Here is a 21,562-nt window from a genome sequence, read left to right on the forward strand (position 1 = left end):
ACCAGTCAGTTGACCTGTCGTTCCCGACCGGCCCAGAACCGGTCTCGCAGCTGCCAACGCGTAATCTTGCCGCTCGGATTGCGCGGAATACGCTCGATGAACTCGAATCGAGCCGGAACCTTGAACAGCGCCAGCCGATCTCGGCAGAACACCATCAACTCGCGCGCCCTTACCTCGTGGCCGGATCGGCACGCCACGAATGCGTGCACCGATTCACCGAGCACCTCGTCCGGCACACCGATCACTGCGGAATCAGCCACGGCGGGATGCTGTGCCAGTACGTTCTCGATCTCGGTCGGGTAAATGTTCTCACCCCCGGCGATGATCATGTCCTTGAAGCGGTCGCGGATGTAGAGATAGCCCTCGGCGTCGACGTATCCCGCGTCCCCGGTATGAATCCAGCTGTCCCGCAAGGTTTCCGCGGTGGCCTGCGGCAGGTTCCAGTAGCCGAGCATGGTGGCCGGTGAGCGCAGGCAGATCTCCCCCACTTCCTGCGGCGGTCGTTGCGCTCCCGAACCATCGATGATCTTCACCGCCACCCCCGGATATGGCCGGCCCGCTGCGGCCAACCTCGGATTGCCCGGCACATGATCGTCCGGCGGCAGACAGATCGCGGTATTCCCGGTTTCGGTCAGGCCGTAAATCTGGGCGAACCGCGCACCGAACAGTTCTAGCGCCTCGCGGAGCAAGGTTTCGGAAATAGGGGAGCCGCCGTAGACAACCTTGCGCAGCGACCGGAACGTTTCGGATGTGACGCCAGGCTCGCCGACGATCAACCGCAGCATCGATGGAACCACGCACATCGTCGTGACCTGGGACTTCTCGATCAATGCCACTGCGGTGGAACTGTCGAACGCGGGCATAGCGATGTTGGTGACGCCCGCCGCGAATCCCTGCACGGCCCACCAGATCCCGCCGACGTGGAAACCAGGAATACCGATCAGGCTGCGGTCGCCGTCGCGGAAGTCGATCCAATCGAGCCCAGCGTCGGCCAGCGCCTCGGCAATAGCGAAGAAGCTGCGCTGCGCCAGCACCACACCTTTCGGAAGCCCCGTTGTCCCGCTGGTATAGAGCTGAATCACCGGATCGGCTCGCCCACCCGGCCGGTGTCTTGGCTCAGGGGCGGCGCCGTCAGCCAGCCAGCCACCAAATTCCGCACCCTCCACCTCAACGGTTCGTTGCTCGGGAACCGCTGCACGCGCGATGTCGGCGGTATAGGCGTCGACGAGCACCATCGTGCTGGCCGAGTCGCGGACGATATGCGTGACTTCTGGTGCGGTCAGCCGGAAATTGATGGGTACCAGCACCGCCCGCAAGCGTGCACAGGCGAAGAACAGCCGGTAGTAGTGGACCGATTCCCTGCCCAGATACGCGATCCGGTCACCGGGTGCGATCCCCTCGGCGGCCAGACCACCCGCGATGCGGACGCTGTCATCGCGCAACGTCGCGTAATCGAGTTCGATTCCGGCGCAAACGATTGCGGTGCGGGTAGGCCGATCTCGGGCGTGCTCGTCGAGCACCGCCGTGATTGTTCGGTCGCTCACGTCACCGCCTCCAGTCGCCGCGCGGACACGATGGCCACGCGCACACTGCCTGCGCAGTCACCGCCCGTCTCGTCCCAACATCGAAACGAAGTGTCCAGTGCCGTGAACGCCGCGCCGTCGACCGTGCTGACGCGGTGCTGGTAGCCGGACAAATTGAACTCACCGCGGAACCGGCGCGGATCGATCGGCCTGCGGAAGCTGCTGTCGAAGCGCGTGATCAGGACATCGGGCAGCTTGCGTCGCTGGTACTGCGCCATCGTCCAATCCCGGAACACCGGACCGATCCGGTGTCGTACCAGAACCGCGATGGTCTGATAGAGCATCTGGTTGTAGCAGATGTTCACCTCGACCGAATTGAGGTGGCCGGTCGAGTCGATATAGCAGGACTCGGGGATTTCGAACAGGCCGGTGGCCTTAGCCTGAGTATCCGCGGACTCGACCACGAGTTCACGCAAGTAGCGACAGTGCGGCTTGTAGCATCCGAGGACATCGTCGAGCAATTCGGGATCGTGCGCGAATGTCTGCGTGCTCATGCCGGAATCCCCGCATCGTCGTGAACGGTCACGCGGTGCGACACTGACGGTTCGTTGTTTACCGAGTGCAGGGCCCGGTGAACGAGTGCCCGGTTGTCCCAGATGAGCAGGTCGCCACTGTCGAAGGTCTGCAGCCTTATCGCCGGATGCTCGAACGTCTCGTCCAGTTGACCCGTGGCTGCGAGCAATTCGTGCAGCAGCTCGGGTCTGTCATTGCCCTCGGAGTCGGTGATCGAGGTCGTGAAGCCTTCGCTGATATAGGCGACCGTGTCGCCGGTGCGCGGATGCGGGTGCACGGTCGGCAGCGTCACCGGCGGTGTCCTGACATCGATCTCGGCCACCACTTCGGAGATGGGCCGATACACGTCACTCGGCCGGATCTTGTAGTAGCGGCGGACGCTGTGCGTAGCGGTCGTTCCCGCAAGTGCGCGACGCAGACCGGCGTCGAGCCCACCGTAGCCGGCGACCATGTCGATAAAGAACGTGCCGCGACTGCACGACGGGACGACCTTGTGCAGGGTCAGAGTCAAGTCGAACGGACGCGGCATGAACTGGTAGTCCGAATGCCAGAATTTCCCGGTTCTGGGGACACCGATCCGTTGTTCCCCATTGTCGAGATTGGACGAAACAAATACTTCCGGGGTGTCTGGATGGTGGTAGATCGGTTCGTAGTAGGAGACCGGCCGCCCGAAGAGCCGCCCCAACGCAACAAGCTGGTGCGGGTTCAGATCGACCGCTTTGACCACGGCAAGACGCTCACGGTACACCGCGCGCTTGACCTCGACCACGTCCTCGGGCGAGGTCGGATCGAATCTCTCGACCACGACACCGAAGTCACCCTGCGCACTGATTTTGACTGCTGTCCGCTGCATGATCTCTCCATCACTATGGTCACCTCCGCGCGGACCTATCTAGGCTCCACACCATCGACGCGCGCCGACACAGCCGACCGAAGCGTCACACCAGTGGCGCCCCTGAGCATGAGAAGGCCGGAAGTAGGCGATTATCAAGTCCATAGGCTGATGGCACGTTCTCGTTCCAACCTAACGACAGGGCGGCCTTTTCGGTTGTCACGAGATGTCGGGACGCCCTCCAGGGGCGCATATCGTGCAAGCATATGATTTGCAGTTTTCAATATCCATCGCCATGACTGACCACAGTCCATCCAAGGAGCGAATCGTGCCAACAGGCGACCGCGAAAGCAGCTTCAAGGAGTTCATCGATGAACTCCGATCATTCGGCCGATCATCAGATGACGACGCCCTTACCGCACACACATCCTCGGTGTCATCGCGCGACTGGCGTGATATCCAGGAATCCCTTCGGGGCTGAACTGTCCGATGCCCTCGAGTCGATGATCGGCGGCGGCGCGAGTATGTCCTTGCCGCCGTCTATCGGCGATCTCCTCACTTACCAGGTCGGGACGCTCAATGATTCGAGAAAAACAACATCCTGCACCGGATACTCCACTGATCGTCCTCCTAAAATTGGCTGGTGAGCAGTGCAACATAAACTGCACGTATTGTTTCGAGCGACGCAAGCCCTATGAAGGCTCGGCTCGATTCGACGGCGACTTGACCGAGAAGGCGCTGAAGACTTTCGCTGGTCACCCCGTGCGGGTGATACTGCACGGCGGCGAGCCGCTGCTGGTCGGCAAACGGCGCATGGCGGAAATACTTCGAAGCATCTACGCCAGCGAAGTGGATGTCAGAGGGGTCGGAATACAAACCAACGGACTACTGCTCGACCCGGAATGGATTGGGTTGTTCGACGAATACTTTCCGGAACTCGACTGGGGCCTGAGTTTCGACGGTCCTGGTCAAGCCAATTCCAACCGCCGTGATCATTCGGATCGAGAAACGCATGACGGGGCAGTGCGCGCCCTGAAGATTCTCGCGGACCACGGGAAGCGGCCCGGCGTCATATCTGTAATCAATTCGGCGCACGTCGATGTGAGCCCCGTTGAATTCTTCGAGCCGTTTCATCGAGTGCGTGATGTGATCAGCGGTCTGTCGTTGGTACCGTGTTTTGACTTCACCGTGAAGCCGCGTATCTGGAACAGCCAGAGCGGGGCAAGAATTTTGCAGATGATGAGTGTGAATGGTCCCGAATGGGCTGTCAGCCCAGAGTTCTACAGCCAATACGTTGTGTCGGTGATGCGGGAATGGATCGCCCGCGGCGACTGGCGACACTACTCGCTCGAACCGGTTGTAAATGTGGTCGGAAATATTACGGGTAACAGCCGAATCGCCAGATCTACCACTTTCGGTTTCGCTGACGAGAACCATGTCGTCACGGTCTATCCCAATGGTCGAATGGGGCCGCACGACAGAATCGAGAACGGGCAGGTCGGCGTCATGGACCTCTCGCCGGACCCGTCCTCGATCGACCGTCTGCTCGAAAATACGCGCACTACACATGCAGCCGAGTGGAAAGATCTCCTGGAGCGGTGTAACGGCTGCTCCTATTGGGAATTCTGCCGAGGGGGCGAGCTCCACGAGCGCCGCGAGATGCGAAAAAGCGACCGCGAGGACGAATACTGTGCCTCTCGGATGGAGATTATCGACGCCGTCAGATCGGAGATCGAGTGACGATCACATCCCTCAGCCACGACTCGATACAAATATTCCGACAGCGGCGTACCGAACGTTTATTAGGACTCATCCGGTTGGCAGATGCCGACATCTACGACACCCTCGTCGGCAACAAACTGCCACCGACTTTCGTCGAAGCGGTCGCGCATCAGCTCGTCTATTCTGTGAACGGGCGTTCGCCGTCGGACATCGCAAGTATCGTCGCACAACGATGGCCGCGTTTTCACTCGCTACTGGAATCCGTCGACGACGGTATCGCGGTGACGTATTCTCCGCTGGATCGGATGAATCGTATTCCGAGCGTGTTCGACGACGAGGTGGGACGCGATACGACGCCCGAGATCGCCGCGGGGATCGCCGCGGCCCGCCGGTCCCTCAACGCCAGCCAGTACGGCAGCATCTTCTCGGCCTCGGTCGGGATAGTCGTTGCCCTGCGGCCGATTTCGCTTACCGACACGGCCACCAGCTTCACCAATCCGTCCGTGTCCGGTTCGGTATACTGCAATATCCTGCATGAAATACCAGCGCTCATCGCTCGCGACCTGCTCCACGAGGCCACTCATTGCTGGTTCAACAATTACCTCGCCGCGACCGGAGTCGCACTCGAGCGGTCGGTGCCGAAGTTCCACTCCCCCTGGAAACAGGCCGCTCGTCCGGCGTTCGGCTTCGCCCACTCCGTGATCAGCTTCTCGATCGTATGCCTGTACCTCGCCGGTGAAGTAAACATGTGCAAGGAATCCGACGACTATACCGCACGAGTTCTGAAGGTACTGCTCGACCGCGAGCGTGAGCGCCTGGCGTCAGTGTGCGACGACATCGATATCCTCGCAGCCGAGTATCCCGCTCTGGAGTTCCTGCCGAGATTGACCCACGAAGCGACATCGAAGCAGACAATATGAACGTCGATACTCACCGCGCCGCCATCGAGCAAATCCTGCGGATGCGTGCGAAAGAATCGCCCGGTGCCTGCGGACTGTACATCGACGCAGCCGGAAACTCGCATTCGGCCGCACTTGGATTTGCGGACTTGAACTGGCGGATCGGCTTCGATCCCGATGTTCGTGTCAACTGCGGGTCCGTCGCAAAGGTGATCCACGCGGAAGTAGTGAAGCAACAGTGCGGCGAAGGAAAGTTTTCGATCGACGACTCGATCGGTGATCTTATTCTCGGAATCCCGGACTCGATCGGAAGTCTACGGGTTCTGGACTTGATCGATTGCAGGACGAACCTGCGCGATTACAATTCCTTCATCCGACTCATAGGCTGCCCGCCGGAAACCAGCCTTTCAGGTGCGCATCTGATGGATATCGCCCTTACGCAGTGCGACGAGGAAGACGCAATACGTATGCAGGATCAGTTCTGGTACAGCAGCACGAACTGGATGATCCTGGGCGCCACCATGCAGTATCTGAACCGAGCCCCGATTGAACAATTGTTCGATTCCGTGACCGGCGGGGTCGGCCAATTGGCCAGAACGCGCAGTATGCTCACGATAGAAAGATGCGCGCAGGGCTACAACACGGACGCTTCCCATCCCACGGGCTGGCGGCCCCATCTACTTTTCGCCGATGGCATCGGCGCATCCAATTTCTACGCATCCCCCGCCGAAATATCCCACCTGATACGGCGGCTGTGCCCGGATACGGTACTCGAATATGGTTACCATCAGGGCTGGCTCCACCTCCCTGCGATCAGTATCGCCGCAGGAGCCGACGCCGGATTCTGCACCTGTGTCATAGTAGTACGTGAAACACGCGAGGTCATCTGTATCACGGCAAACGCCGGGACATACCCCACCGCAAAATCGGCACTTATGTTGACGCACGCACTGGCCGACATTTCGAAACATTCGCACAAGCCGGAACTTCCTCCCCGTACTCCACTTCTCGGTCCGGGCGCGCCGCCTGAGGACGCCGCCGAATTCCGAAACGAGAAATACGGAATTCATTTGACAGCCGATCCCGCGACGGCCGAACTCACCCGAAGGAACGCGCCACCGATAACCCTGCGCTGGTGTGAAAGCACGGGTCTCTACAAAACGGGGTTGGTGAGGGCGGCAATGCATAACGGGTATGCTCTGATCTCCCACGACGGATGCTACCCAATTCGAATGACCGCAGTGTAGGCAGCCGTAGGACCGGACGCGCTGGTCTGTCAGCGGTCAAGTAGTTCCCTCAGGTGCGGGGTAGCTCCGTCACGGAATCCCCAGACGACACCAACGCGGCAAACGCTGCGGCGCTCGCTTCGGGATCGGCCGCGGCCAACGATCTGATGGCGACTTCATTGCACACGCCGAAATCATCGAGAGTCGGCGTTCGAGGCGTTGAGGAGCGCGGGACGAGGGCCGCGCGGGCTGAAGCGCCCCGTCAGGCGGGCACTTCCGGCCTGCGAATACCCTGCCTGATTGCTGGATTCGCCACTATAACCAGTGCCGATGCGGTGAGTACCGCGGCGAGTAGCAGTGCGGTCGCCGGGGCGGCGAGGCCTGCGACCAGCAGGCCGATCATCAACGGAGTCAACGTGATCGGGACCGCCGATACCAGGTCGATGGTGGCGATGACCCGGCCACGCAAACCGTCTTCAACGAGGTCGAGCCACCGGGTGCCAACCAGAATCGGCCAGGCCGGACGGACCAGCAACAGTCCCGCATAGGCGAGGCCCGCGACCACGGGCGTCCCGGATGCGATGGCCGCCACGGCCGCCGCCCCCACAGCGGCGGAAAGGACCAGCAGAACATGCGGGGAGATGCTTCGCTGGGCGGTTTTGAATAGCGCTGTCCCCACAAGACCCGCGCCGTAGGCCGCGGCAAGGGTGATGCCAACCAAGTAGGTCGCGACGTCGGCTTGGACCAGGATTACCACCACGACCAACCCGGAACCGTTGACCACGAACTCAGCCAGCGCCGACAGCAAGGCGGTCACGCGGATGAACCGGTGCTGCCAAAAGAACCGCAGCCCTTCCTGTATCGCGGCGCCGGGAGGTTCGGCGGGCGGTGGCCGGCCGCCGTCCCCGGTTGCTTCGCGCAGTGGTCGGCGAATCGATGCGGCGCAAATGCCTGCTACGGCATAGGAGATCGCGTCGGTGAGGAACGGTAGCCACGGCCCGAAGCCGAACGTGGCGGCGGCGACTGGCGGCCCGAGCATGCCGGTGGCATATCCCCGCGCCTCGGTGAGCGCCATGGCCGTGGGAAGTTCCTCGGACGACACCAGGTGTGGCAGTGCGGTTTGCTCTGCAGTACCCCTGATCGACCAGCTGATGCCGAGCACCGCCACCGCGGTCAGTACCGGAACCACGTGGAATGATCCGGTTGCCGCCGCTATTGCCAGTGAGCCTGCCGCCAGTGCGGAGGCGACGTCGGCCGTGAGCATGATCAGGCGTCGATCGAACCGGTCGGCGAGCCACCCCCCTGGCAGGATTGCCAGGGTGAAAGTCGCCAGTGTCACCGACGACACCAGACCGACCATGCCAGGCGAACCACCGGCGCCGAGTACCCACAGCATGATCGCAACCCCGTAACCCCGGCTGCCGAACTGGGAGACCGCCTGCCCACCCCACAGCAAGCGGAAGTCCCTGCGGCGCTTCAATACTGGTTCTCGCATCACCGCGGCGTCACCGGATCGCGCGGAACGGCCACGGCAGTTACCCCCAGCACCGGCTCGGCGACTCCGTCGCAACCGATCAGCCGTTCGAGCAGCTCATCGCGTACGGCGGTGGCCGTGACCGCGCCGAGGCCCATTGCTGTCGCTGTCAGCAGGACCGTCTGGCTGACATGGCCCAACTCGATCAGAATGTCTCGATAAGCACGACGGCTCTGATACCGCCAGCGGGTTCGTGCGAGCACGGCCGTATAGATCACCAGGAACGCGCAGTCGGCCAGCCACCGCTGGCCACCGACCGCCTCGAGCAGCTCGTCGGCCGACGCGGTGCGGCCGAGATCCTCGAGCCCCCCGGCGAGCGGTGCGAAATGGTAGAGCCCTGGCGCGAGGTCCTGCACCCGATTCACGTAAACGTACATTTCGAGCGGTGTTCTGGCACCGGCCGACGGGCTGGTTTTGAACAGCACCTTGCCGACCTGGGGATGGTCGAGTTCCTCGACCGGCGCGCCGCCGATCTGGACGATCGCGCTCAACGCCGCCTGCGATACCGGGTCACCGGTGAACTGGCGCGTCGACCGGCGTGCGTACAGCACATCGAGGAGGTCGCGCCGTGGCCATGCGGCGTCGTCCGGGCGGCCCTTCGGCAATAAGGTCAACGGACGCTCCGGATAAGACTTGGCGGCCTGCGGGGCAGGGTCGTGCACAGCCTTCTCCGCGAAGTGCAGCTCGTCCTCCCACACCTCCAAGTACCGGGAGTTGGCCAGCGTTCGAGCGGCGAAGTGGTGGTAGCGGGTGGCAGGGCCCCACGGCTGCCACTCCGATAACAGCCTGCGCTCGGCCACGTCCTCGGGCGAGTGCTCCAGGACAAGGACGCCCGTCTGTAGCAGACGATCCGCGATTGCCCGATGACGCGGGCTCAACTGGTCGGCGGTGTCGAGTTCACGCCATTGTGCGAACCAGCGCAGCACTTCCTGGCTGTCCTCGGTAAGCGCGAGTTGGCGTTGCCGGACGTAGTCATCCCATACCAGGTTGCCCTCATCCCAGAACAGCACACCGCAGGCTCCGACCCGGACCCTAGCCACGGCCGGCTCCTCGGTACGCCGAGTACAGGCCCGCGACAAGTTCGCGCACTGCGACCGAGATGGTCTCGCTGCCAGCTCCCGCTTCGGCCCACAACCAGTCGCACGCCGTATTGACCTCGAGGAACACCGAGCCATCTTCGGTGTCGAGCAGGTCGTACGCGGCGACGTCGAGGCCGAACAGCGTGGTCAGCTCGGCGAGTGCGGCCTCGAGCCGGGGCGGGAGGACCACCGGCTCGACTCGTATCGAGGCGGGGTCGGTCCAGATAGCGTCTGGGCTGGTCCGGGTGATCCGGTAACCGATGAGGCGTTGCCCCACGGCGTACACCCGCAGCTCGCTCGACGCGGGCACGAACTCCTGTACGAGCACCGGAGCCGGCTCGACACCACATTCCTCCGCGATACGCGCACGGCTCATCCGTCGAGGGAAGACGCCACGCAGGCTGCCGGGTCGGGGCTCGATTGCATGCCGCCCAAGGCTTTTCACCAGCAGATCGCCGCCGCCGGGAATGGCGGCCGCGGTGTCGGCAAGCGTCGTGGCGACCACTGTCGCTGGAGTCGACAGGCCAACCGCGCGCGCGGCGGCGAGTTGACTGACACGATCGGGGTGGCCGGGTCGAATCGCGGCGTTCACCGCACGAGCCGCACCGCCGAACAGCGCCGAGGCGAACACCGGCCACTGCTCGCGCCCGTAATGGGCCAGCAACGCGTCGTCGGGAACAGGCATCGACTCGGTGGTGAAGTAGCGTTGCCAGCACACTCTTGGTCGGAACCGATGCGATTCCCAGTGCAATATCTCGGCCGCCGGATCCCACATCATCCCCGCCCCGGGGCACCGGTCGCTGTCTATGCGCAACAACGGAATTCCCTGGGCTGCCAACCACAGCGACAGTTGGTCGATCTCCCGATCCACCGCGCGGGTGAACACCACCACGCAGGGCGTCGCCCCATCCTGATCGGTCACAGTCGGACGCCCGACCCGGCTTTGGAAGTCGTTGCACGAGTTCGGGGCCACCGCCGTGAACGGCTCTGCACGCAGCAATAGCGGGATGGTGGCCGGATACCGGTCTGCACGTTCCGCGGTGCTCGGCGCGCTCATAGTCGTTCCCTTCGTCTTCGAGCGTCTTCGAGGTGGGAGCGCGGGGCCCCGCGCTCCCACCGATCTGCTACGTCACGGAACTACTCGCCGTGACACCCCTTGCATGGCGGCAAGGTCTCACCGAGGTACGCGCTCGCGTACGCGGTGAAGGTGGCGTCTTCGATCTCCGACCAGGAACGCAACGATGTCTCGTCCGCCGCGGTCAGGTCGATCAACGCCTGTGCCATCTGTTCAATACTCATTTCCGATTCACCTCCCTCCACGGAATCGCATCCCCCGACAACCGGTGCCGGATGCGATCGTCGAATCGACGCCCGCCATCCGATACCGCGAAAGTCGGCGAGAAATCGCCCATCGAACCATTCCTCTGCGTTCGCTCGCGGTCCGTGTACCGCCGGGGAACCTCACCAGCCTGGCGGACCGACGGCCGGATTACTATGCACCGGTCCATCCAGCGAACCGCTGAATGTGTTGTTGCAGTTAGTATTACGCGATGCAGCGAGTCACAACTCGTGGCCGGTCGTGCTGGATTCACCACTATGACCGCCTCGCGCGGACAGCCCGTCAAGACCAGACCACGATCGCGTATTGATGTGCGCGGCGAGACGAACGAGACCGACCGGAACGGAGGAAGGGCGAGAGCGCCGCGCCACGATCGCTTCGGCGTTCGATATTGGAATGCGAGGTTTATCCGCGACACGGTTGGTCCAACACGATGTCACCGAGTCGGGTCAGGATTGCTGCCAGCTGGCCGGTTGGCAGTTCGCGCGGCGGCGGCAAGTCCTGGTAGTACTCGTAACTCTCGTAGTACTCGTCGCCTGGTTCGTCGCGCAGTTGTGCCACGTTCCGCCCGGCTTGTTCCCTGTCGCGGGCGACGGCGTACGGAAGTTGCTCTGTAGCAGTTGATTCAAGGTTGCATTGCTTCCTGAGCGACGTGCGTTCAGCGGTGGCGTAAGCGGGTCACGATTCGAAACGGGGACGTAGCAGCATGCGGAGGCCGGCGGGGCGGTGGCGGGCTCCAGCTCTTTTTGAACGGTAGGCGCGCGTTCTCTCACATGTTGGGTAGACGACGAGGACATCGATGTGGGACTTGCGGGCGGCTGTGTCGGAGAGTGTGCCCAGTCGGCGGCCGATTGCGGTGCTGGTGGCTCGGTCTCCGATGACTAGCAGGTCGGCGTTGGTTTCTGCGACGACTGCGAGTAGTGCCTTGACAGGTGGGCCTTGGACGGCGCGTCGTGCGACGGACTTGATATCGAACTCTGCTGTGTATTCTGCGGCCGTGCGCAGGAGTTCGTTCGCGGGCGAGGAGCCGCGGATCATGTACGCGTCGTTCTTCAGGATGTCGGCTATCGCGTCGGCGTCACGCAGGGGCGAATTTTCGTAGGGGCACACCAGAATCAGTTTTGCGCCGTTGACGACAGCGATGCTCGCCGCTCGGCGCACAGCTACTTGCGATATGTCTGTCCCATCGACATCGACGACGATGGTTCGATACGTGCTGTTCATGGGATTCTCCTGGCAGCATGAGAACGAGGCGCGGTTCCTCGGCTCGAGACGAGCGTCGTCGCTCGAACAAAGCTTCGGAAATTGCCTCTCAGCGTCCCTGCTCGTCCTCGGCGAGACGCGAGTGTGTTCCAACCGGAGGAACACGAGTCTGCTGCTGGATCGAACCCGCGGTCGGCCGACCCTGTCGGGCGCTGCCCTCAATGCCCCCGCTGGTCGGTGAGGCCGAGTCCTTCTTTGGCTTTGATGCGCCGGTGTTCGAGCAGTATCCATACGACGCCGGTGCCTGCTAGTGCCACGGCCGAGATGCCGGCGATGAGGGCCCAGCCCGCGAAACCGTAGGCGGCGGCGGTCAGGCACAGGGCCAGCGCGACTATGCCGAGCGCGCACAGAACAATTCCGGGGATGTTGTAGCCGTCCTCGATGCCTTCACCTGCGTGGCTCCTGGTGGTTCTGGCGTGGTCGGGGAAGCCGTCCTGGTCTCGGTGCTGCGGTGCGGAAACGGGTTCCCGGTGTGCGTACGTCATGCGATGTCTCCTTCCGAGTGGATGGAACTAGCGGGGCTGTACCCGCCGTGACTTGGCTCAACCGAACAAGGAGGCTCCGGGCTTCGGCGGCGAGGCAGCGCGGTTTCGGCGGGCATCACCGGGGTACGTGCCAGGGCACCGGGGTTCGATCGACCGACGCGATCAGGAGTAGCGATGAAAGCCGTGACATGGCAGGGCAAGCGCAAGGTCACCGTGGAGACGGTCCCCGATCCGCGAATCGAGGAGCCGACCGACGCGATCATCGAGGTGACCTCGACCGGCATCTGCGGCTCGGATCTGCATCTGTACGAGGTGCTCGGCGCGTATATGAGCAGTGGCGATGTGCTCGGTCACGAACCGATGGGACGCGTCGTCGCCACGGGGGCGGCGGTTACCGGGCTGTCCGAGGGCGACCGCGTTGTCATTCCGTTCCAGATCAGCTGCGGTGGGTGCCTGATGTGCCGCACCGGGCTGCCGACCCAGTGCGAAACCACGCAGGTGCGTGAATACGGTTGCGGGGCAGCGCTGTTCGGCTACTCCAAGCTGTACGGGCAGGTGCCGGGCGGGCAAGCGGAGTACCTGCGGGTGCCGCACGCGGATTTCACTCATGTGAAGGTGCCGGAGGGCCCGGACGATCAGCGCTTCCTCTACCTGTCGGATGTGCTGCCAACGGCATGGCAGGGCGTGGAGTACGCGGCGGTGCCCGAGGGCGGGTCGGTTACTGTCCTCGGACTCGGTCCGATCGGCGATATGGCCTGCCGGGTCGCGGCGCACCGCGGCTATCGGGTGATCGGCGTCGATCGCGTTCCGGAGCGTCTGGCGCGAGTCGCCGGTCGCGGTATCGAGGTGATCGATCTGGATGCCGCGGGTGGCGACCTCGGCGACATGATCCGCGAGCGCACCGATGGCCGCGGCACGGATTCGGTGATCGACGCCGTCGGGATGGAAGCCCACGGATCGCCGATCGCGCACATCGCGCAGTCGGCAGCTGGTCTGCTGCCCGATGTCGTCGCACAGAAGATGATGGATACCGCGGGTGTCGATCGGCTTGCCGCGTTGAACTCGGCGATCGATATCGTGCGCCGGGGCGGCACGGTATCGCTGCTCGGGGTCTATGGCGGGATGCTGGATCCGTTGCCGATGCGGGTGTTGTTCGACAAACAGATTCAGCTGCGGATGGGTCAGGCCAATGTCAAACGATGGGTCGACGACATCATGCCGCTGCTCGGTGACGACGATCCGCTCGGCGTGGAAACCTTTGCCACCCACCGTCTTCCGCTCGCTTCCGCGCCGCAGGCCTACGCCTCGTTCCAGCAGAAGACCGACGGTGCGGTGAAAATCGTGCTCGATCCGCAGGCTCGGAACTGATACTCGGGGCGAGCGCGAGTGCCAACCAGCGTGGCAACCGAAGACCTCGGGTCGAGAGTTGCGCGAAGTCGATGGGTCCTTGCTGAGAATTCGCTGTCTTACTGGGTAATACCCCGGATATGGACCACTCTCGAGCTCCCTTGGTAGATGCGTTGGCGGACTACCAGCGCGTCGGTAGATACGGGTTCACTCCGCCCGGGCACCGGCAGGGCCGTGGGGTCGATCGACGGGTTGCCGAGGTGCTCGGCGCGGACGCGTTTCGCGCTGATGTGCTGCTCAGTTCCGGGCTCGATGATCGCCGGAGAGCTCATCGATGAAGCGGTGGTGGAGTACCTGCGCACGGGCGTGGCCGCGGGCATGTATGCCCGATGCCGCGGACTCGCAGCTGGACACCAGTCGAGTCGTCGCCCGATGACCAGCGCCAATTCGCGACACCGCGCCGTCGAACAACTCGCCCGTGCAGCACTCGGCACCGGGCAGACCGTCGCGGTGGCGGAGTCGTTGACCGCGGGACAGCTCGCGGCCGCGGTGGGCGCGGCGCCGGACGCCGGTAGCTTCTTTCGCGGCGGCATCGTCGGCTACTCGCGCGGGGTCAAACACAACGTTCTCGGTGTGCCCAACGGCCCGGTCGTGTCCGAGCAAGCCGCCGAGGCCATGGCCCGCACCGTCAAAGCCCTGATGGACGCCGACATAGCCGTGGCGGTGACCGGTGTCGGCGGCCCGGATACGCAGGACGGCGAGCCGCCCGGAACGGTGTGGTTCGCCGTGGCCACCGAGACGTCGACGAAGACATCACGTCAACTTTTCTCGGGCGACCCCGGCGAGGTGCTGCGCCAAACGGTCGACTTCGCGCTGGAGTTGTTGGTACGGGCGGCGAATGATGGTGCAGGGTAAGCAGTTTCGTGCAGCACCCGAGCGGGACGGACCGGGCGCATCGTCGTCCCCGTACGTCAGGAGAGCACCGCGTCGACCGCCTTTTTCACCGCCGAGGGCTGGGCAGGTGATGTCGGGGCCTGCTTTTTCAGCTCGATCATCCGCGCGCCGATATCCTGAAGTTGCTTGCGGCCCAGCTTTTCCCGGACTTTCGGGAACCACTCGTGCTCTTCTTCGTCGATGTGGTGCTCGACGTTTTCGATGAGCACGGTGACCTTGGCGGTGAAATGCTCGTCGTCCGGCTTCATCGCGGCCAGCTCGGTTACGAGCACGTCGGCGACATGGTGCTCCTCATACGATTCGAGAATGTCGTCCGTCAAGTCAGGGACCAGTCTGCGGACTTCTGGATACATACACTCGTTCTCGATGTAGGTGTGCGCGGTAAGCCCCGCGATGATCTTCTCAACAACGCGGCCTTTCGTCACATACGCGCCGGAACCCGCTTTCTCGAAGTCCCGGAACAGCTTTCGAATCTCCTTGTGGTCTTCACGCAGCAACACGATCGCATCGGTGCTCATAACAGTCCTCCGAAATGAGGGGTCGGGTAGGCACTCTCCGATATGCCCCGCTTGCCGTGCGCGAAACCACGCGCAACCCATTTCGGGTGCAGCGCTACGGGACAGCTATCGTCTCATCGTCACTCGTTCGCGGGCGCGCGAAAAAGTCGGTTAATGCGGTGGTGAGCTCCGCCGGTGCTTCCTCGGCCATATGGTGTCCGGAGTCGATACCGTGGCCACGCACATCGACGGCCCACGATCGCCAGATGTCGAGTGGATTGCCGTACAGCTCTTCCAGATCATCGCGCAACGACCACAAAATCAGTGTGGGGCAATGTATTCGCCGGCCAGCGGCGCGGTCGGCGGCTTCGTGTTGCCGGTCGATGGTCAGCCCGGCTCGATAGTCCTCGAGCATGGCGCGCACCACCTCTGGATTGCGCGTTGCCGCCCGCCATTCGTCATAGTTGTCGCGCCCCATGACATCCGGATCACCTTGATACCAGCTGTCGGGGTCGGCATTGATGACGCGCTCCGGAGTGCCGGGCTGAGCGAAGAAGAACCAATGCCACCACCGCGTCGCGAACTCCGGCGTGATCCTGGACAAATGCTCGCTGATGGGCAGGCAATCCATCAGCACCACTTGCGAAACGGCGTCCTGATGGTCGAGGACCATGCGCAACGCCACGTAGCTGCCACGGTCGTGCCCGACGAGAGCGAACCGGTCGTGCCCCAGCGCCCGCATGACGCGCATCATGTCCGCCGCGACCACCCGCTTGGAATAGCCGGTGTGGTCGGTTGTGAAAGCCGGTCCACGCGAACGGCCGTACCCGCGCAGATCCGGGCACACCACCGAGTAACCTCGCTCCACCAAGGCCGGAGCCACCCGATGCCACGTCGCCGACGTCCGCGGATGACCGTGCAAAAGTAGTACCGCCGGCCCGGTACCGCCGTAACGGACGAAGATTGATGCGGTGCCGTCCTCGACGACGGCGGTCTGAAAGTTATCGAACATCATTCGTAGCGTTCCTGACTCTGCCGTGCCGAGTTGGATCGAGCGGATCCGAACCGCCCCGGGCGGCTCGCACAACGGCAGTACCCCGAGTCGGGCAACCGAACCGAGGTCAGCCACCCCACAGCATTCGCACCGCAGTGTCCGCTCGATTGCCACCGACTCGGTGCCGGCTCATGCGGCGGGAAGAGGTGTTCCTCTACGAAGCGGCATCAGAGCCGTCGCCGAGTCTCCCCGTCAGGTGGGCTGATCGCCCTGCCGCATCGCTGGCGAAAGCGTGTTAGAAGGCGCCTTCGTCCAGGTCCATGATGTCGGTGTCGAGGTTTGACAGGATCGTGCGGACTGCGGTGAGTTCTGGGAGGACGTTGCGGGCGAAGAATTGGGCGACGGCGACCTTGCCTTGGTAGAAGGACTCGTCGGCGCCGTTGTCGAGGGCCTTGATGGCGACCTCGGCTTGGCGCAGCAGTTGCCAGCCGATGAGCAAGTCGCCGATCGCGAGCAGGAAGCGGACTGAGCCGAGGCCGACCTTGTACAGCTCGGACGGGTTCTCCTGGGCGCCCATCAGGTGGGCGGTGAGTGTGGCGGCCATGGTTTGCACGTCTTCGAGCGCGGTGGCGAGCAGCTTGCGCTCACCCTTGAGCCGGCCGTTGCCCGCTTCGGAGTCGATGAACTTCTGGATCTGGCCTGCCACGTGGGCCAGCGCGACGCCACGGTCACGGGCGATCTTGCGGAAGAAGAAGTCCTGTGCCTGGATGGCGGTGGTGCCCTCGTAGAGCGAGTCGATCTTCGCGTCGCGGATGTACTGCTCGATCGGGTAGTCCTGCAGGAAGCCCGAGCCGCCGAAAGTCTGTAGTGATTCGGTCAGGTACTGGTAGGCCCGCTCGGAACCGACACCCTTGACGACCGGCAACAGCAAACCGTTTATCCGCGCGGCGAGTTCGGCGTCAACGCCGGAAACCTGTTCGGCGACAACGGCATCCTGGTGCGCCGCGGTGTACAGGTACACCGCGCGCAGACCTTCCGCGTATGCCTTCTGCATGGCCAGGCCGCGGCGCACATCCGGATGGCGAATGATCGGTACCTTGGGCGCGGACGAGCCCCCACCGCGGGCGAGGTCTCGGCCCTGGATCCGGATTCGCGCATACGCCAGCGCATTCAGGTATCCGGTGGACAACGTGGCGGCGGCCTTGACGCCGACCATCATCCGGGCCTGCTCGATGACGTCGAACATCTGCGCGATGCCGTTGTGCACCTCGCCGACGAGCCAGCCCTTGGCCGGAATCCCGTTGCCGCCGAAGGTGACCTCACAGGTGGCCGAGACCTTCAGGCCCATCTTGTGCTCGACGCCGGTGACGAAGACGCCGTTGCGGTCGCCGAGTTCACCGGTCTCGCAATCGAAATGGAACTTCGGCACGAAGAACAGCGAAAGACCCTTGGTGCCCGGACCTGCGCCCTCCGGACGGGCCAGCACCAGGTGCATAATGTTCGGGAAAAGGTCGTCGGCGTCGGCGGAGGTGATGAACCGCTTGACGCCCTCGATATGCCACGAGCCGTCTTCCTGCGCAACGGCTTTGGTGCGCCCGGCGCCGACGTCGGAGCCGGCGTCGGGCTCGGTGAGCACCATGGTGGCGCCCCAGCCCTGTTCGGCGACGATGCGCGCCCAGCCCCGCTGCTCCGCGGTGGCGTTGTCGTAGAAGATGTTGGCGAACGCGGTACCGGCCATCTCGTAGAAGAAGGCCGCGGGCTGGGCGCCGAGGATCAACTCGGCGACCGCCCACATGACTACCCTCGGCACTTCGATACCGCCGAGTTCCTTGGCGACGAAGAGCCTGCCCCAGCCACCGTCACGCAGGGTGCGGAAGCTCTTCTTGAACGATTCGGGCAGCGTGACGCCGTGCGTTGCCGGATCGAACACCGGCGGGTTGCGGTCGGCGTCGGCGAACGACTCCCCCAGCGGCCCCTCGGCCAGTCGATTGACCTCCGCGAGGATTTCCTCGACCGCGTCGACGCCAAGATCGCCGAACGCGTTGGCGCCAAGGATCGGACCGAGGCCGAGCACCTCGAACAGGTTGAACTCCAGATCGCGGACGTTGCCCCGGTAGTGACTCATATCTTTGCTCCGAACTCTGCCGCGGCCACCTGGCCGCGGATGCCGTTGTCGCGGTGCGCCGAAGTCAGCAGAGTGTCCAGTTCCCGCACGATGCGGCGCCCGTGCGCCGCCGCCGCCGGAACGAGGTCCTGCATCAGGAAGAAGCCGTGCACCAGCCCCGGACCCGGAATATGCGTCACCGCAACGCCTTCCACACCGAGCTTGTCGGCGAGCGCCTCGCCCTCGGCGCGCAGCGGATCGAATTCGGCGGTGCCGACGATGGCGGGCGGCAGTCCGCGCAGATCCGCGTGCAACAGCGCCACGCCTGGCTCGTTGCGCAGTCGCCGATCCGGCAGGTACTGGTCGTAGAACCAATGCATCTCGGAACCGGTCAGCAAGTAGCCCTCGGCGCACTCGCTGTCCCTGACATAACTCAGACTGGGATCGACCGGCGGGTACAGCAGGAGTTGCGCCGTGAGATCGAAGTCGCCTGCGTCGCGTGCGTGCACCGCGACGCCGACGGCCATATTGGCGCCCGCGCTGTCGCCTGCGATCACATGGACTCGGCCCGGATAGCGGCGAGCGGTCCATCCGGCGGCGGCAATGGCATCGTATAGCGGTGTGGGATAGGGGAATTCGGGCGCTCGTCGATAGTCGACGGACACCACGATTGCGTCGAGCAACGCGGCGAGCCCACGGCACGGCCCGTCATGACTCTCGATGTCGCCGAGCACCCACCCACCGCCGTGCAGATAGGTGACGACCCGCTCGGCGTCCTCGCGCGGCGTGTAGGTCCGGACCCGCACGCTGCCGTCGCCGACGTCGAACGTGTGGTCCGCCGTCGCGATCGCGTCCGAGCCGGAACGATCACGACGCGACCCGATCGCGTTCGCCAGATATCGGCGCCGCGCCTCCTCGACCGGCAGGTCGGAGAACAGCTGCGGCGGACCGTCGGCCGTCTGCCATCGGATCAGGCCGCGCAGAATTCGATCGAGTGGCACCGGAACCTCCTACGACGTCCGCACCGCAGCCGCCGAGCGGACCGGTTCGGTGTAAGCGAAAGCGACTTTGGCCGGGAAGGAGTTGCGGCCGTCGGCGGATATCCGCAATCGGTACCAGTCGAGCAGCTCGCGCAACCGCTGCTGCCCCATCGGCGCTCCGGTATTCGACTGCCCCACAACGGCTTCGGTGTTCGTCAGATCGAATGTCTTGCTGTGGTGGAAGTAGCTGCCGTAGAACTCCATGGCGCCGTCGAGCAGTTCGTCGATGCCGGTCAGCTCCCGGCGATCCGAGGTCAGCCGGGGCGGGCGCAGGCCGGCCCAGGGGAACGCGATATCCATGAATTGCTGCGTGCTCGGCGATTCGGCGTTGCTCAGGTGATAGACCGACCGCACCGGCCCGCGCAATCCCACCTGAACGCCGTTGCGCGCGACGAGATCGACCGGCACGAAGTTCAGCTCGGCGACGGGATCGCACAGCAGGGTCACGTTGCGGTACCGCATCATGTGCGCGAACACCTCCGCCACCCGCTCCCGGAATTTCATCAGCGCGCTGGCGAATCCGTACATCCCGGAGAAGGTGGTGACCGCCGCCGTCCCGGAGTGGCCGACCACGATGCTCGGCCGCAGAATCCGCCAGTCGAACCCGCTGCCCGCGACCAAGCGCTCGGCGCGGATCTTCGACACCTCGTAGTGGTTGTTGGCCCACTCGGTGGTTTCGGGCACCTCCTCGTACTGCAGCCCGGTGCGGCGACCCGCGGTGTAGCAGGTGCTGACGTAGTTCAGCTGCGGACCGCCGAGATCCCGCACCAGGTCGAGCACATGTTGTGTGCCACCAACATTCAGCCGATAGATCTCGTCGGCGTAGGCATCCTCGTAGCGCAGGGAGGCCGCCGAGTGCCACAGCTGAGTGATCCGGGGCAGTCGCGCGGCGTCGACCGCGCAGCCGGGCTCGAGGATGTCGCCTGCGACGGCTCGGACCCGCTGCTCGATGTCGGGAATCAGGTCGACGCGGCCGAAATCCTCGGCGGCGGTCTGCAGGGCCAGGTCCAGCCGGTGCTGCGCCATGGCGTCGTCGCTGCCGCGGACGATGGCGAACACCTCGTCGTCGGTGGCGTCCAGCAGCTCGAGGATCAGGGCGGCGCCGACCAGGCCGGTACCGCCGGTCACCACATGCGTTGCGGCATTGCTCATGGGAATCTGCCTTTCGGGAGGGCTCGAAGTCATTGCTGCTTCGCCGATTCGAGGCCACCGATGAATGTGCGAATGGCCTGCTCGACCGCCTCGGTGGCTTCCATGGACAGCAGGTGCCCGATCTTCGGCAGGAAGAGCAGCTCACTGTCCGGTATCAGCTGGGCGGCGGCCTCGGCCGAGCTGCGACTCCAGAGGAAATCGTTCTCGCCGATGATCAGCAACGTCGGGCACACCAAGGTGGACAGCGAGTCGGGGTCGTCCGCCGCCTCGAGCGATGAGGTCAGATTGGCCAGCAGTGACGCGACCGAGTGCAGGGAGGTGAAGATCTCCCGCAGCCCCAGGTACAGCGCGTTGCCGCCCGCCGCCATGGTCTGATCGGAGAAGATTTGCGAATACAGCTGGTCCCACAGGGCCGGGGTGCCCGCGCTCTCCAGCGTGTTCAGCCACGACCGGGTGACGGCTCGGCGCCGTCGGCTGGTGTACGGCGAGAACGACGGCGCTTGCAGCACAACGCCTTCCACCCGGTCGGGGTGGGCGATCGCGAAGTCGCGGGCCAGCAGCGTCGAGGTGGAGGTGCCGACCAGATAGACCTTGTCGAGTCCGAGCCCGTCGAGTAGGTCGCGCAGATCGTCGAGATGGTCGGACCAGCTCACCGCCTCGAAGCCTGCGGTCGTCGCACCCTGGTTGCGCAGGTCGTAGGTGGTCACCCGATAGTCCTGCGACAAGGTGGGCGCCCAGGTCCGCCACATCGGGGCGATGCTGTAGAAGTTGTTGAGCAGCACCACATTCGGGCCGGTGTCGCCGTTGGTTTCGTAATAGATCTCGATACCACGGTCGGTGACCAGCGGAGCGCACTCGCGGTAGCGGACGTCCAGCGATGGTAGGGCAGTTTCGGACATGGGTGATCCTTCCTGATGGGTCTTATTCCCACTGCGGCTCAGGCGAATGCAGCGCGCGCCGCGGCATTTCCGATGCCCGGATCACGGCCGCGCTTTCCAG

Annotated in this window: 21 protein-coding genes and 1 pseudogene; 6 read left to right on the top strand and 16 right to left on the bottom strand. The window is 63.9% G+C overall.

The window, feature by feature from the left end:
* Positions 1–5: 5 nt before the first annotated feature.
* The 3 genes from ACIA8C_RS22980 to ACIA8C_RS22990 are packed head-to-tail and all read right to left on the bottom strand — an operon-like array spanning position 6 to position 2,949.
* A complete protein-coding gene (locus ACIA8C_RS22980) occupies positions 6–1,544 on the bottom strand; it encodes a long-chain-fatty-acid--CoA ligase (RefSeq protein ID WP_397137835.1) in 1,539 nt (512 codons plus the stop codon).
* Positions 1,541–2,077 carry an FcoT family thioesterase gene (locus ACIA8C_RS22985; RefSeq protein WP_397137837.1) on the bottom strand — a complete coding sequence of 179 codons (537 nt, stop codon included), beginning with the start codon at positions 2,075–2,077 and terminating at the stop codon, positions 1,541–1,543. Before ACIA8C_RS22985 ends, ACIA8C_RS22980 begins: the two co-directional genes overlap by 4 nt.
* Complete coding sequence (locus tag ACIA8C_RS22990) at positions 2,074–2,949, bottom strand: TauD/TfdA dioxygenase family protein (RefSeq protein ID WP_397137839.1); 876 nt, start codon at positions 2,947–2,949, stop codon at positions 2,074–2,076. The genes ACIA8C_RS22985 and ACIA8C_RS22990 overlap by 4 nt, the downstream gene beginning before the upstream one ends.
* Positions 2,950–3,507: 558 nt before the next feature.
* Here ACIA8C_RS22990 and ACIA8C_RS22995 point away from each other — a divergent pair.
* From ACIA8C_RS22995 to ACIA8C_RS23005, 3 genes are all read left to right on the top strand, one after another.
* Positions 3,508–4,668, top strand: coding sequence for a radical SAM protein (locus ACIA8C_RS22995; RefSeq protein WP_397137841.1), 1,161 nt, complete (start codon positions 3,508–3,510; stop codon positions 4,666–4,668).
* A gap of 305 nt (positions 4,669–4,973) precedes the next feature.
* A complete protein-coding gene (locus tag ACIA8C_RS23000) occupies positions 4,974–5,570 on the top strand; it encodes a hypothetical protein (protein ID WP_397137843.1) in 597 nt (198 codons plus the stop codon).
* On the top strand, positions 5,567–6,796 hold the full coding sequence (locus ACIA8C_RS23005; protein ID WP_397137845.1) for a hypothetical protein: 1,230 nt from the start codon (positions 5,567–5,569) through the stop codon (positions 6,794–6,796). Before ACIA8C_RS23000 ends, ACIA8C_RS23005 begins: the two co-directional genes overlap by 4 nt.
* 241 nt (positions 6,797–7,037) lie before the next feature.
* On the opposite strand, the gene ACIA8C_RS23010 is transcribed toward ACIA8C_RS23005, so the two are convergent.
* The 7 genes from ACIA8C_RS23010 to ACIA8C_RS23040 all read right to left on the bottom strand — a co-directional run bounded on the left by ACIA8C_RS23010 (position 7,038) and on the right by ACIA8C_RS23040 (position 12,475).
* Positions 7,038–8,270 (bottom strand): MFS transporter, encoded by a 1,233-nt coding sequence (locus tag ACIA8C_RS23010; protein WP_397137847.1) that lies wholly within the window; start codon positions 8,268–8,270, stop codon positions 7,038–7,040.
* A complete protein-coding gene (locus ACIA8C_RS23015; protein WP_397137849.1) occupies positions 8,270–9,349 on the bottom strand; it encodes a SagB/ThcOx family dehydrogenase in 1,080 nt (359 codons plus the stop codon). The genes ACIA8C_RS23010 and ACIA8C_RS23015 overlap by 1 nt, the downstream gene beginning before the upstream one ends.
* Positions 9,342–10,445: a RimK family alpha-L-glutamate ligase gene (locus tag ACIA8C_RS23020; RefSeq protein ID WP_397137851.1), complete on the bottom strand. Its 1,104-nt coding sequence runs from the start codon at positions 10,443–10,445 to the stop codon at positions 9,342–9,344. Before ACIA8C_RS23020 ends, ACIA8C_RS23015 begins: the two co-directional genes overlap by 8 nt.
* An 80-nt stretch (positions 10,446–10,525) precedes the next feature.
* Positions 10,526–10,687 carry a hypothetical protein gene (locus ACIA8C_RS23025; protein ID WP_397137853.1) on the bottom strand — a complete coding sequence of 54 codons (162 nt, stop codon included), beginning with the start codon at positions 10,685–10,687 and terminating at the stop codon, positions 10,526–10,528.
* 445 nt (positions 10,688–11,132) lie between these two features.
* Positions 11,133–11,288 carry a hypothetical protein gene (locus ACIA8C_RS23030; protein WP_397137855.1) on the bottom strand — a complete coding sequence of 52 codons (156 nt, stop codon included), beginning with the start codon at positions 11,286–11,288 and terminating at the stop codon, positions 11,133–11,135.
* Positions 11,289–11,405: 117 nt separating this feature from the next.
* Positions 11,406–11,951 carry a universal stress protein gene (locus ACIA8C_RS23035; RefSeq protein ID WP_397137857.1) on the bottom strand — a complete coding sequence of 182 codons (546 nt, stop codon included), beginning with the start codon at positions 11,949–11,951 and terminating at the stop codon, positions 11,406–11,408.
* A 197-nt stretch (positions 11,952–12,148) separates the two neighbouring features.
* Positions 12,149–12,475 carry a hypothetical protein gene (locus ACIA8C_RS23040; RefSeq protein ID WP_397137859.1) on the bottom strand — a complete coding sequence of 109 codons (327 nt, stop codon included), beginning with the start codon at positions 12,473–12,475 and terminating at the stop codon, positions 12,149–12,151.
* 174 nt (positions 12,476–12,649) lie between these two features.
* Between ACIA8C_RS23040 and ACIA8C_RS23045 the strand changes: the two genes are divergently transcribed.
* From ACIA8C_RS23045 to ACIA8C_RS23055, 3 genes and pseudogenes are all read left to right on the top strand, one after another.
* Positions 12,650–13,843, top strand: coding sequence for an alcohol dehydrogenase catalytic domain-containing protein (locus ACIA8C_RS23045; protein WP_397137861.1), 1,194 nt, complete (start codon positions 12,650–12,652; stop codon positions 13,841–13,843).
* Positions 13,844–13,962: 119 nt separating this feature from the next.
* Positions 13,963–14,145 (top strand): annotated as a pseudogene (locus ACIA8C_RS23050) (ornithine decarboxylase); the annotation flags it as partial.
* On the top strand, positions 14,135–14,737 hold the full coding sequence (locus tag ACIA8C_RS23055; RefSeq protein ID WP_397137862.1) for a CinA family protein: 603 nt from the start codon (positions 14,135–14,137) through the stop codon (positions 14,735–14,737). The pseudogene ACIA8C_RS23050 and the gene ACIA8C_RS23055, both read left to right, overlap by 11 nt.
* A gap of 56 nt (positions 14,738–14,793) precedes the next feature.
* On the opposite strand, the gene ACIA8C_RS23060 is transcribed toward ACIA8C_RS23055, so the two are convergent.
* The 6 genes from ACIA8C_RS23060 to ACIA8C_RS23085 all read right to left on the bottom strand — a co-directional run bounded on the left by ACIA8C_RS23060 (position 14,794) and on the right by ACIA8C_RS23085 (position 21,462).
* Positions 14,794–15,294, bottom strand: a complete 501-nt coding sequence (locus ACIA8C_RS23060) for a hemerythrin domain-containing protein (protein ID WP_397137863.1) — start codon at positions 15,292–15,294, stop codon at positions 14,794–14,796.
* Between the two features lie 94 nt (positions 15,295–15,388).
* Positions 15,389–16,285 carry an alpha/beta fold hydrolase gene (locus ACIA8C_RS23065; RefSeq protein WP_397137865.1) on the bottom strand — a complete coding sequence of 299 codons (897 nt, stop codon included), beginning with the start codon at positions 16,283–16,285 and terminating at the stop codon, positions 15,389–15,391.
* Positions 16,286–16,562: 277 nt separating this feature from the next.
* Positions 16,563–18,392 (bottom strand): acyl-CoA dehydrogenase, encoded by a 1,830-nt coding sequence (locus tag ACIA8C_RS23070; RefSeq protein WP_397137867.1) that lies wholly within the window; start codon positions 18,390–18,392, stop codon positions 16,563–16,565.
* Positions 18,389–19,372 carry an alpha/beta hydrolase gene (locus ACIA8C_RS23075; protein WP_397137869.1) on the bottom strand — a complete coding sequence of 328 codons (984 nt, stop codon included), beginning with the start codon at positions 19,370–19,372 and terminating at the stop codon, positions 18,389–18,391. The genes ACIA8C_RS23070 and ACIA8C_RS23075 overlap by 4 nt, the downstream gene beginning before the upstream one ends.
* Before the next feature lie 9 nt (positions 19,373–19,381).
* Complete coding sequence (locus tag ACIA8C_RS23080) at positions 19,382–20,563, bottom strand: SDR family oxidoreductase (RefSeq protein WP_397137871.1); 1,182 nt, start codon at positions 20,561–20,563, stop codon at positions 19,382–19,384.
* Positions 20,564–20,592: 29 nt separating this feature from the next.
* Entirely contained in the window at positions 20,593–21,462 is an 870-nt protein-coding gene (locus ACIA8C_RS23085; protein ID WP_397137873.1) for an alpha/beta fold hydrolase, read from the bottom strand.
* Between the last annotated feature and the right edge of the window lie 100 nt (positions 21,463–21,562).

Origin of the sequence: Nocardia sp. NPDC051321 (genome assembly GCF_044455225.1) — a bacterium.
Classification (GTDB): Bacteria; Actinomycetota; Actinomycetes; order Mycobacteriales; family Mycobacteriaceae; genus Nocardia.

Coding starts and splice junctions, on each gene's coding strand:
- ACIA8C_RS23060 (WP_397137863.1), bottom strand. CDS start 15,294: ATGAGCACCGATGCGATCGTGTTGCTGCGTGAAGACCACAAGGAGATT.
- ACIA8C_RS22995 (WP_397137841.1), top strand. CDS start 3,508: ATGATTCGAGAAAAACAACATCCTGCACCGGATACTCCACTGATCGTC.
- ACIA8C_RS23020 (WP_397137851.1), bottom strand. CDS start 10,445: ATGAGCGCGCCGAGCACCGCGGAACGTGCAGACCGGTATCCGGCCACC.
- ACIA8C_RS23005 (WP_397137845.1), top strand. CDS start 5,567: ATGAACGTCGATACTCACCGCGCCGCCATCGAGCAAATCCTGCGGATG.
- ACIA8C_RS23065 (WP_397137865.1), bottom strand. CDS start 16,285: ATGTTCGATAACTTTCAGACCGCCGTCGTCGAGGACGGCACCGCATCA.
- ACIA8C_RS23010 (WP_397137847.1), bottom strand. CDS start 8,270: ATGCGAGAACCAGTATTGAAGCGCCGCAGGGACTTCCGCTTGCTGTGG.
- ACIA8C_RS23035 (WP_397137857.1), bottom strand. CDS start 11,951: ATGAACAGCACGTATCGAACCATCGTCGTCGATGTCGATGGGACAGAC.
- ACIA8C_RS23025 (WP_397137853.1), bottom strand. CDS start 10,687: ATGAGTATTGAACAGATGGCACAGGCGTTGATCGACCTGACCGCGGCG.
- ACIA8C_RS23055 (WP_397137862.1), top strand. CDS start 14,135: ATGATCGCCGGAGAGCTCATCGATGAAGCGGTGGTGGAGTACCTGCGC.
- ACIA8C_RS23085 (WP_397137873.1), bottom strand. CDS start 21,462: ATGTCCGAAACTGCCCTACCATCGCTGGACGTCCGCTACCGCGAGTGC.
- ACIA8C_RS22990 (WP_397137839.1), bottom strand. CDS start 2,949: ATGCAGCGGACAGCAGTCAAAATCAGTGCGCAGGGTGACTTCGGTGTC.
- ACIA8C_RS23070 (WP_397137867.1), bottom strand. CDS start 18,392: ATGAGTCACTACCGGGGCAACGTCCGCGATCTGGAGTTCAACCTGTTC.
- ACIA8C_RS22985 (WP_397137837.1), bottom strand. CDS start 2,077: ATGAGCACGCAGACATTCGCGCACGATCCCGAATTGCTCGACGATGTC.
- ACIA8C_RS23080 (WP_397137871.1), bottom strand. CDS start 20,563: ATGAGCAATGCCGCAACGCATGTGGTGACCGGCGGTACCGGCCTGGTC.
- ACIA8C_RS23040 (WP_397137859.1), bottom strand. CDS start 12,475: ATGACGTACGCACACCGGGAACCCGTTTCCGCACCGCAGCACCGAGAC.
- ACIA8C_RS23045 (WP_397137861.1), top strand. CDS start 12,650: ATGAAAGCCGTGACATGGCAGGGCAAGCGCAAGGTCACCGTGGAGACG.